We start from the raw sequence: 10,783 nt of genomic DNA on the forward strand, positions 1-10,783 counted from the left end.
CGCTAAACAAAATTAGTCCCCGACATCGAACAGCCGGGTGCGAAGCGGATCATTCGCATCCGATTGGCAGATGGGATTGTGGAACTTTCCCGAAAAGAGTCAGGAAGTGCCGGAAAATCGACCTTTTCATTTCTTTCCATCAATTTCCCAGCCGAGTTACTTTGAAGCACACTCCTTCAACTCACGCTGCCCCTACCCCGAAACAAGGTCTAATTAAGCTGTTCCAAGATTCCAGAACTCGTTGCCACGAGAATCGCGTGATACATTTGCAAAGCGATAGTGCAGATGGCAGCTGCCGAGATCGGCACGCCGAATGGCACAACCCCCTTACGATCCATATGCTGGACATATAGGCGGAATGCGCCTGCCGGCAGCATGAATGGGTTCTTCACGAGCACGACTATAGCGACCGCGAAAACCAACAGAAACAAGGTGAAAACCACGAGACCATCCCCACCGATTAGAAAGGGCATAACAGCCATCAATTTCACATCGCCGGCGCCCACCTTGCGCAGGATCCAGAACGGGAAGAGCGCAACGAGCAGCAAAAGCCCACCGAGCGTGCTGAGGCCCATGTCCCACCACGACCCGGTCAGCACCGAGACAAGCTGCAATGCTCCCAGTCCCAGGCATAGCGACAGCAGCACATCACGGTTCGATATCTTCTGTGTGGTGAAGTCAAGCCAAGCCACTCTCGCGAGTAGCGGGATGGCAATTGCCTTCAGCAGAAGCGAGGCGGCAAGCAAAAGGCTCATGACCGCTCGATGTTCCGTACACTGGACGATAGCAGCTTCAGATTGTTGGCCACCGTCGGATCGTTGGGCGCCAGTTCATAGGCCTTGAGGAAATTGCTGCGCGCTTCCTGCAGCTTGCCGCGCAGCAGATAGGAATAGCCGAGATTGTTGTAATATTCCGGCGTCGCGCCGAGCAGCTTGTAAGCTCTTCCGTAGGCCATGTCCGCAAGGTCGAAACGCCGGATACGATCACAGGACGCGGCAAGCCCCAACCAGGCAACGCCATCATTTGGCGCAAGTCTCGTGGCTTTGTAAAACAGGGCGCCAGCATTGCCGTAGTTTTCGGAACGGAATTGCGTCTTGGCCTCGGTGATCGCCTGGTCCGAGGCGTAGTAGTCGACGTCGCTGACCGTTTTCAAGCCGTCGAAGGTGTCGCCAAAGGCGGTGTAATCGCCCTTATCCGGCTCATTGGTGCGCACCACTCCGATGCCGTCAGTCGATTGACAACCGGCGAGGGCCGCCATCAGCACTGCCGCGGCTACGAGGCGTATAGGCCTTTTCATACTATGCCCCAACATGCCCTCCGAATCCGTTTTAGCACATAATCATATGACGATTTAGAAGAAAATGCCTCTCATGCGAATGACCACCGGCAAGAGGACGATCATGAGCACAACCGGAAAGATACAGATGCCCAGCGGTATCATCATTTTGACCGGTAGCACGTTGGCACGCTCCTCCGCCTGAAGGATTCTCTGTGTCCGCATTTCATCGCTGTAGACGCGCAGTGCTTCGGTGAGGCTGGTGCCAAGTTCCTCTGATTGCCGGAACAGCACCGCCAGAGCCCTGGCTTCTTCCAAGCCGATACGATCGGCGAGTTCTCGCAGCGAATCGCGAAGAGATTTACCGGCGCGCAGTTGCAGATTCATGATCGCGAGTTGAACGCCCAGCCATTTGTGCGTACCGGCCATTTCTTGGCTCACTCGCTCGACCGCGGCCTCCAAGCTCATGCCGGCATCCGCACAGGTGATCATCATATCCATGAAATCGGGAAAGCCTCGACGGTACGTCCGTTTTAGGGCGTTCTCGAAGCGATCGAGTGCAATGCTTGGAATAACAAGGCAAGCCAATCCGAACAGCGCGGCTCCGGCCAACGAAATAAAGCCTGGTATTTTCGGAGGCAACACCATCCCCAACAGAATGTAGCAGCCGAGAAAGGCAACGGCGACCGCGCCAATTCGCGACAAGGTGTAAAGGGCCGGCGCGCTCGCATGGTAGAAGCCGGCACGAAACAATCTGGCTTCAAGGGCATTTGGCTCACCGCGCTCCTTCTCAAGCGCACGGAAATAGGCATCGACAGGTCGTTGAGCTGAAATCTTGACCAATTGCTCTTGGGCGCTCAGGGACCGCCGGTTGACGATTCCCTCCGACATTAAGCTTTCGGTTACCAGCCTTCGCGTCTGAAAAGCGGGCAATAAAACAAATGCGCCAAAGAGAAACAGCGCCGCCGCGGCCGCAAATACCGAAAGGGACACGAGAAGCTCGGAACCCAGGATGTTCGACAAGAGGTTTATGTTCCGCTCCAATCAAAAATCGAAGTTGACCATACGGTACATGATCAAGTCGCCAAGCAGTGCCCATACGCCAAAGATCGTAAACACCGGAAAGATGAGGGGGTTGCCCCAGACCTTCCCGTAGTAGCTCGGGGCAACCAACGCGAGAATGGCGAACATGACTATTGGAAACAGCGAGATGACCCACGCCGAAAAGCGCCCCTCGGCTGAAAGCGCCCTAATTTTCAGCCGAAGCTTTTGCCGTTCACGCAGAACCTTGGACAAGTTGGCAAGGATATCCGTGAGATTGCCGCCTGTCTTGGACTGAATTGACAGAGACACCGATAGAAGACGCAGCCCCTCGAAGCCGACACGCTCCGATAGCTTCCGTGCCGCTTGCTCTATGCTCAACCCAAAAGTGACTTCGTCGGCGACAATGCCGAATTCGGTGCCGAGCGGATCAGCCATTTCGCGGCCAACTAACCCAATCGCCACCGAGGCCGGATGGCCGGCGCGCAGAGAGCGCACGATCATATCCAAGGCGTCTGGCAATTGGCGAGCAAACTTCAAAATTCGCTTGTTGCGAGCCCGGCGGAGAAATAGCAGAGGCAAGACAAATCCTACAAATGCGAAGCAAACTAGGGCTGGAAGCGCGGAAAAACCCGTCAGCAGCTTCAAAAGCAGTGCTACGATCAGCCCAGCCAGTATGAAGATCGTGGAAAATGTCAGCGGGTTTCCGGTTATACCTGATTGGGTATAGAGCCTGTTGAGTGCAATCACCCCAAATACATAGTCGCCAGACTCGGTCAGTCCACGTTCGCGCAGCAGGCTCTGCAGGGTCTGTTCCGCCGGGGCCTCATCCGCCAATCGCTTGAGTCGCCGGTTTATCGTGCCGATGCGATCGCGACCTCTTACATAAGTGACATAGAGTGCCTCGGCTGCCAGGATGACTGACGCCGCCGCCAGCACGTAGACGAAGTAGATAAGCGTCTCGCTGTTCATCATCAGAGCGGGACCTGTGGATTGAACGCATCCTTGGCGAAGTGGAGGCCGAGCGTTGCCGCTTCCTGGGCAAAGCGCGGGCGGATGCCGGTGGCGCGAAACTCGCCGATGATCTGTCCGTCTGCCGCCACCTCGCGGCGAACGAAATGGTAGAGTTCCTGGAGTTGTACGACGTTCCCTTCCATGCCTGTCAGTTCCGAGATGGAAATGACCCGTCTGCCGCCATCGGCCAGACGCTGCGTCTGCACAATGATGTCGATGGCCGATGCAATCTGGGCGCGGATCGTTTCCTGAGTCATCGGCAGGCCAGCCATGCCTACCATCTGCTCTAGACGTGACAACGCATCGCGCGGCGTGTTGGCGTGGATGGTGGTCATCGAGCCTTCGTGACCAGTGTTCATGGCCTGCAACATATCGAAGGCTTCCTCGCCACGCACTTCGCCAACGATGATGCGGTCGGGGCGCATGCGCAGCGCGTTCTTGACCAGCTCGCGCTGGCGGATCTCGCCTTTGCCCTCGACGTTGGGCGGTCGCGTCTCCAGCCGGCCGACATGCGGTTGCTGCAATTGCAGTTCCGCTGCGTCCTCGATGGTAACTAGGCGCTCCTTCACCGGAATATAGCTCGAAAGTGCGTTGAGCAGCGTGGTTTTGCCGCTACCCGTGCCGCCCGAAACCAGGATCGACTTGCGCGCCTGCACAGCGATCCGCAGCAGATCAATCATAGGCTGGCGGATCGAGTTGAAGGCCATCAAGCGTTCCAGTGAATAGGGGTTCCTGGAGAATTTACGGATCGAGACGAGTGGACCGTCAACCGAGACCGGCCGCACGGCGACATTGACGCGCGACCCGTCTTCGAGGCGCGCGTCGACCATAGGCGCGGATTCATCGACCCGTCGGCCAATGGCCGACACAATCTTGTTGATGATGCGCAGCAAATGAGCCTCATCGCGAAAGCGGATCGAGGTTTCCTCGAGCACGCCGCGACGCTCAATAAAGACATGGTTGTGGGTATTGATCAGAATGTCGGCGATTGAATCGTCCTTCAGCAGCGGTTCAATCGGCCCGAGACCCAGCATCTCATCGGCGGTGTCGCTCGTCAGCTGATCCAGCTCGCGCGCGTTCAACGGAACATTTTTAGCGCGAACAAATTCGCGCACGATCGGCCGAATCTCGTTCAGGATCTCGTCCTTGGAGGCGTTTTCAAGGGCGGTCAGGTTGAACCTGTCTATGAGATGCCGATGCAGATCGACCTTGAGCGACAGAAAATCGTCGGGCACTGGTTCGGCCTGCGCCGGCTGCACGACTATCGCACCATTCGCAATCACGGGCGCCTGCGCCGATTGCGTAGCACGCTGCTCCCCCGGCCCTTTGATAAAGCGACCCAACATGCCACCCGCCCCTTTTGATTTTCCCAGGATGGAAACTAAGCGTTAACCACCAGGGGCACAAGCGGGTGACGAGGCAAAGCACCTGCAATTACTTGCGACATAGTTAAAAAAGTGACCGTGAAGCAACATCACTATTTCAAGGCCGCCTTTGGTCCCCAGACCAAGGTCTTAGGACCTTTGCCACAACGGAGGCGACGATTCCCCTAAGCCATTAGATATAAAGAAGTATGTAGGCATCCTAATCCAACCGCAGAAAGGCCTAACCATGGCCGAATTGTGAACGAATGGTTAAGGAGACTTGAAAAATGAGGCGAATCAAACCCTTGTCTCAAATGAAAATGCCGAAATCCGAGTATTGAAAGGTTAAGCTTCCGTTAATCCGTTTGACACTGCTTTTTTGCGCGACCTAGGATTGAAAGCGACGGGGGATGCTTGGGTATGGGGTTCATCCTTAGGCTCGTCTCGTCGGGTTCAAACCTCCAAAGGGAGAATTGGCATGAAGAAGCTCATGACGATGACCCGGCAGTTCCGCGACGATGAAAACGGCGCTGCCATGGTCGAATATTCCATTCTGATCGGCATCATAGCCGGCGCGGCAATCCTGGCGATCATTGCCATCGGCGGCTGGGTGACTGGGCGCTTTTCGGGGCTCTGCACAATCCTGAACGGCAAGGGCGTCCTTACGTCTACCGCCAAGGGCACCTGCGATGCGACAGCGGGAACGGGCACCTGAGGCTATTCGATCAGGCCCGGGTCTACCGATCCGGGCCTGAAGGGAGAACTTATATGGGTAAGCTGATCGATATGACCCGGCAGTTCCGCGACGATGAAAACGGCGCTGCCATGGTCGAATACTCCATCCTGATCGGCATCATCGCCGGCGCGGCGATCCTGGCGATCATTGCGATTGGCGGCTGGGTGACAGGACGCTTTTCGGGCCTCTGCAGTATTCTTGATGGCAAGGGCGTCCTTTCGTCTACCGCCAAGGGCACCTGCGATGCAGCAGCAGGTACAGGTACCTGACGTCTTTAAATCAGGCCCGGATCCACACGTCCGGGCCTGATCGGTCGCGACCGATGTTTTTGGGCCTTCTTGGGATTTGGCTTGGGGTTTGGGTTATGCGCGCCAATACAATCGTGATGATCGTTCTCGCCTGTGTTTTCGGCATGCTGGCGGTCGTCTTCGCTAATTTCTGGCTGGCCAGCCAGCGTAACGCGCTGGCGCGAGGCAATGAGGTCCCGAGCGACACGGTTGTAGTCGCGGCCGTTCCTCTCAAGTTCGGCGACACGCTGAGCGAAGACAAGCTGCGTGAGATTGCCTGGCCGGTTGGCGCGGTTCCAGCCGGCGCGTTCAAGACGATCAAGGATGTCTTAGCCGGCAACGGCACGCGCCAAGCATTGCAGGCCATCAGTACTAACGAGCCGGTTTTTGCCAGCAAGATCACCGGCGCCGGTCAACGCGCAACGCTTTCGGCGGTGCTGACAGAAGGCATGAAGGCTGTTTCCATCCGGGTCAACGACGTTCTGGGGGTTGCTGGCTTCGTGTTTCCCGGCGACCGGGTGGATATCCTCCTCACGCGCACGACGAACGACAGCGGTGTCGCGAAGAGTTTCGTCGATGTCTTGTTGCAGAGCGTCAAGGTTCTTGCGGTTGACCAAGTCGCGGACGAGAGCAAGGACAGCCCGACCGTTGTCAAGGCGGTTACCGTGGAGGTCAGCACCAAGGATGCGCAGAAGCTGACGCTTGCAGCCGGCGCCGGACAATTATCTCTGGCGCTGCGGCAAGCGGCGGGTAACAAGGGCGAAACGACGGAGCGGGTGACGGTTGCCGATCTAAGTGGCGACACGCCCGAAGATGTCGCCAAGAGGCAGGCGGAACTCGACAGGCAGGCAGCAGAGGAAGCCGCTCGCAAGCAGGCGGATCAAAAAATTGATGGCCTCGCCAAGGCGGTGGAACGGGTCGGCAGCCAGATCGATCAGATGAGCAAGACAAAGCCTGTCACGGTCGTGGCTGCTGCGCCTCAGGCTCAGCCCGTGAAGGAAGTGATCAAATACGTCCAGCCGGAACCGCCGAAGCAAGCGACGGTCGGGGTGTTCAGGGGCATCAAGCTGGAAACATACGAGGTGCCGCGACAAGACTGACCAAGGTCGGCGCGGCGGGGCTGCCATGGGCAGCGAGCGGGGAGACGGGGAATGAAGGGGTTTTGGATGAGGATGGCGGCGGTCGCGCTGTCCTTTTTGGGTACACCGGCGATGCTTGGCCATCCGGCCTGCGCGGCCGACCGTTTCATCGACGTGTCGAGCCCGTCGCTGCATCGCGTGTTTGTGCCGGTATCGCAATCGGCCACGATTCAGGTGAATGCCACTCTGGGCGACATCGTGGTCGGCGACGAGAAGATCGCCGACGCGCAGCCGATGACCGACAAGACCCTCTACATCATCGGCAAGAGCGTCGGCACCACCACCGTCAATCTGTTTTCCGAGGACAAGCGCTCGCTTGGCGCCATCCAGATCGAGGTCGGCCAGGATGTCAGCGACATGGCGGCCGCGATCCGCCAGGTGGCGCCAAAGGCGCGCATCGAGATCGGCTCCATCAATGGCAAGGTCAGGCTTTCCGGTCACGTCAAGGACGCCGCGACGCTGGCGTCCATCGTGGAAGTCACGCAGCAATATGGCCCTGACGCCATCATCAATGCCGTGACGATCGACGACAGCGAGCAGGTCAATCTCTCAGTGCGCATTCTCGAGGCCAAGCGCAATGCCGGCCGCGATCTCGGGGTGTCGTTCAGGAGCACGAATAGCCGCGGCACGACGCGAGCAGCCACCGGTATCGCCGCTGTCGATAAAGATAACGTCGTTGCCGGAGCCGGGGATATCGTTACCGGCCTTCTATCCAATACCAACCCGTTCGCGGCGCTCATCACCCGCATCATCGACAACAACATCAAGGTCGACCTTATCATCGAAGCACTGGAGTCGAAGGGTGTCGTGCGAACTTTGGCCGAACCCAATCTCACCACGGTTTCCGGCGAAACGGCCAGCTTCAACGCCGGCGGCGAGGTGCCGGTGCGCAGCGTCAACAGCCAAGGCGAAGTTGAGATCGTCTTCAAGCAGTTCGGCGTCAATTTGAACTTCACGCCGGTGGTGCTCGACGACGGCAAGATCCACATCAAGCTGGCGCCGGAAGTGAGCGACCTGACCGGCTTTACCAGCGCCGGCGATCCGATATTCACGAACCGAAAACTATCGACGGTGGTCGATTTGCGCGACGGCCAGAGCTTCGCCGTGGGCGGTCTGCTGTCCAGCAAGAAAACCAGACTGCAGGACCAAGTGCCGTGGCTCGGCCAGGTGCCGATCGTTGGCGCGCTGTTCCACAATTCGAGCACGCAGAACGAAGAGACCGAACTCGTCGTCATCGTGACGCCGCATCTCGTGCGGCCGGTGAGGCCTGGCGAGCAGCTGGCGACGCCTCTCGACAAGACCAAGCCGGCCAACGATCCGGAACTGATGCTGCTCGGCCAGCTCGAAGTCAACAAGGACATGATCCGCATGTACGAGCATGGCGACGGCGTCACCGGGCCCTATGGCCACATGCTGGATGTGAAATCGAAGGACAAGCTGGTCTATGTCAAGAAATAAGCTCCTGCTCGTTCTTCTCGGCACCGGCCTGCTCGCGGGCTGCGCGGCCGACTATCTTCACAACTACGACACGATGACGCTGGCATCGGGCGACTCGCAGAAGGCCAACCAGCTGCTGCAGACGGTCGACCCGTATAATCCGGCTTCCAACAACACGAAGATCGAAGGCAACGGCGCACGCTCCGTCGGTGTCGTGCAGAAATATAAATTACCGCCAAGCTCATCCGCGCCGTCGACGAACATGACAGTCAATGTCGGACCGTCGGGGACGAGCACACAATGAACTGAACGAAAGGAAGCGGTTGCATCAGGCATACGAGGCGCCTGACACCACGGGGTAAGGGGTAGGCCATGCTGCGGACCATTCGCGCGTTCTGGCACGATCAGAGTGGGATAGCGCTGATACTAGTCAGCGTCATGTTGCCAGCCATTATCGGCTTGTCCCTGCTGGCGATCGACATGAGCCGGATGAACAATCTGGACAACGACTTGCAGAAGGGCACGGATGCCTTGGCACTCGCTGCAGCCGCCGAATTGAGCGGCAGATCCGACTCATGGACGCGCGCCGAGAACGCTATCACCAACCTGGTATCCAACAACACGATGTTCTCCGACGGTGGGTCCGTTTCGCTGACCGCCGGCACTGGAGCCGCCACAACGGACGCGACCTATCCCGCCTGCCGATCGAAAGGGCAAATTTCGTGGTGTTACCTCGCAAGCATTCCAACGAACGATTCCGATCCTATTACGTCGGCCAACTATGCCGCGTCGCCAATAACGACCCGTTTCATCCAGGTATGGGCTCAGCCGCAGGGCTTCACGCCCATGTTCCCGGTCTCGGTTTCGTCCTCGGGAAATGCGACCGACAAGAGCTATAACCTCACCGCAGTCTCCGTGGCGGGTTTTACATCGGGTGTTTGCAATTACACGCCTGTGTTCATGTGTAATCCCTATGAGATGGTGAATGGCACCAATACGGCGGGCGGCGTCACGCTGGAGCAGGCCGTAACGGATCCGGCAATCCATCGGCGGCTAATCGAACTTCGAATGGTCGGGAACAGTGCAGCTTACGGCCCTGGCAATTTCGGTTTCCTGCAACCGCCGGACGGCGTCGGCAACGGCGCACAGGCTCTAGCCCAAACAATCGCCACATCGAAGCCGCTGGGTTGCTATTCGGCGCAGGGAGTAAACACCAAAACCGGCCAAAACACGGGACCGGTTCAGGACGCCTTCAATGTCCGATTTGGAATCAATGCCAGCGGCAATGCCTTCAACACCCCGGAATACGGCCCAGCGGAAAATGTACGCAAGGGAGGAGTACGATCCAACGGAAATTCGAACCAGTGTCCACAATACAATCAGCTGACATTTAACGGCCCCGGTAACAAGGGCCTGCCGAGAGATCAGACGACGCCATATATGGGCGGCCGTATGGGAGCCGGAGACTACCTACTTCTTGGGCAGGGGAACTACTGGCAGACCAATTTTGGGAGCGCCTCTTATCCGACCGCCTGGGATACAACCACGCCGACGCGATACGAGGTCTATAAGTACGAACGTGCCGCTTTGGCGAACGGGACGCTACCCTCATCGCCCCCCAATGCCGCTCAGTCGCTGGTCGGTGTGCAGTCAACTGGCGGAGAGGTTGGAACGCCACCCAGTGGCTGTCAGCCACCGGTGACGACTGTCGATCGCCGCCTAATCTACGGAGCGTTGTTGAATTGCACTGCGCTTGAGGCAGCCGGCTACGATCTCAACGGCAACAGTACCAACCTCCCCGTCGAAGCCTTCGCCAGCTTCTTTCTGACCGAGCCGGTAGCGTCGGCCTCCTCCGACGCCTCGGTCATGGTGGAACTGGTGGACATCAGCGGACGCGAGGGTCAGGGTACACTCGACAACTTCCTGCGCAACGAAGCGCAGCTATATCGGTGACGACGATGTCGAATCTGCTGTCCCGCATATTTCAGCGTTTTTGGTTCGATCAGCGCGGTACCGTCATCCTCGAAATGAGCCTGGTGGCGCCGCTCATGTTGCTCCTGTCGGCCGGCGTGTTTGAATTCGGCAATCTCATTCACGACAAGCTGTTAATGGAAGCAGGCCTTACCGACGGAGCCCGGTTCGCCGCCCGCTGCAACAGCAAGCTCTATACTGACGCCGGGCTCGCGGCGATCGATTGCGCGGACCGGGCAAAGAACATCACCGTGTTCGGCAATATAGCGGGGACGGCGCCCGCACGTATCCCCGGGTGGCAAAAATCGGATGTCACTATCGACTCCACCACCTGCGTGAACGCTATCGATTCAAGCGGCACTGTCCTCTATCTGTCGACGACATCGCAGGTCTGTATCGTCACGGCGTCCGGCACTTACAAATACAGCGAACTGGACAGCGTCGGCCTGCTGTCATTATTCAACATCACCACCGTCACACTGGGGACCAGCCATCAGGAGCGGTTGATCCGATTTTGA

The 10,783-nt window shown here is 58.0% G+C and carries 12 protein-coding genes; 7 read left to right on the top strand and 5 right to left on the bottom strand.

Annotated elements, in window-relative coordinates:
* Positions 1-209: 209 nt before the first annotated feature.
* From EJ069_RS18570 to EJ069_RS18590, 5 genes are read right to left on the bottom strand one after another with little or no spacing between them, the layout of a single operon-like run.
* The gene (locus EJ069_RS18570) at positions 210-755 is read right to left on the bottom strand and encodes a prepilin peptidase (RefSeq protein WP_126062541.1); all 546 of its coding nucleotides are present in this window, start codon (positions 753-755) and stop codon (positions 210-212) included.
* Complete coding sequence (locus EJ069_RS18575) at positions 752-1,297, bottom strand: tetratricopeptide repeat protein (protein WP_126062542.1); 546 nt, start codon at positions 1,295-1,297, stop codon at positions 752-754. Before EJ069_RS18575 ends, EJ069_RS18570 begins: the two co-directional genes overlap by 4 nt.
* A 54-nt stretch (positions 1,298-1,351) precedes the next feature.
* The gene (locus EJ069_RS18580) at positions 1,352-2,308 is read right to left on the bottom strand and encodes a type II secretion system F family protein (protein WP_245456684.1); all 957 of its coding nucleotides are present in this window, start codon (positions 2,306-2,308) and stop codon (positions 1,352-1,354) included.
* 12 nt (positions 2,309-2,320) lie between these two features.
* Entirely contained in the window at positions 2,321-3,292 is a 972-nt protein-coding gene (locus tag EJ069_RS18585; RefSeq protein ID WP_126062543.1) for a type II secretion system F family protein, read from the bottom strand.
* Entirely contained in the window at positions 3,292-4,677 is a 1,386-nt protein-coding gene (locus EJ069_RS18590; protein ID WP_126062544.1) for a CpaF family protein, read from the bottom strand. The genes EJ069_RS18585 and EJ069_RS18590 overlap by 1 nt, the downstream gene beginning before the upstream one ends.
* Positions 4,678-5,173: 496 nt before the next feature.
* On the opposite strand from EJ069_RS18590, the gene EJ069_RS18595 reads away from it, so the two are divergent.
* The 7 genes from EJ069_RS18595 (at position 5,174) to EJ069_RS18625 (ending at position 10,783) form a co-directional block, all read left to right on the top strand.
* Entirely contained in the window at positions 5,174-5,410 is a 237-nt protein-coding gene (locus EJ069_RS18595; protein WP_126062545.1) for a Flp family type IVb pilin, read from the top strand.
* A 53-nt stretch (positions 5,411-5,463) separates the two neighbouring features.
* Positions 5,464-5,700, top strand: a complete 237-nt coding sequence (locus EJ069_RS18600) for a Flp family type IVb pilin (protein ID WP_126062546.1) — start codon at positions 5,464-5,466, stop codon at positions 5,698-5,700.
* 95 nt (positions 5,701-5,795) lie between these two features.
* Complete coding sequence (gene cpaB, locus EJ069_RS18605) at positions 5,796-6,818, top strand: Flp pilus assembly protein CpaB (protein WP_126062547.1); 1,023 nt, start codon at positions 5,796-5,798, stop codon at positions 6,816-6,818.
* Between the two features lie 51 nt (positions 6,819-6,869).
* On the top strand, positions 6,870-8,315 hold the full coding sequence (locus tag EJ069_RS18610) for a type II and III secretion system protein family protein (RefSeq protein ID WP_126062548.1): 1,446 nt from the start codon (positions 6,870-6,872) through the stop codon (positions 8,313-8,315).
* Entirely contained in the window at positions 8,302-8,598 is a 297-nt protein-coding gene (locus EJ069_RS18615) for a hypothetical protein (RefSeq protein ID WP_126062549.1), read from the top strand. Before EJ069_RS18610 ends, EJ069_RS18615 begins: the two co-directional genes overlap by 14 nt.
* 68 nt (positions 8,599-8,666) lie before the next feature.
* Positions 8,667-10,247, top strand: coding sequence for a pilus assembly protein TadG-related protein (locus EJ069_RS18620; RefSeq protein WP_126062550.1), 1,581 nt, complete (start codon positions 8,667-8,669; stop codon positions 10,245-10,247).
* A gap of 5 nt (positions 10,248-10,252) precedes the next feature.
* Complete coding sequence (locus EJ069_RS18625; protein WP_126062551.1) at positions 10,253-10,783, top strand: TadE/TadG family type IV pilus assembly protein; 531 nt, start codon at positions 10,253-10,255, stop codon at positions 10,781-10,783.

The sequence above is a fragment of the Mesorhizobium sp. M2A.F.Ca.ET.043.05.1.1 genome, assembly GCF_003952445.1.
In the GTDB taxonomy this organism is placed as follows: domain Bacteria; phylum Pseudomonadota; class Alphaproteobacteria; order Rhizobiales; family Rhizobiaceae; genus Mesorhizobium.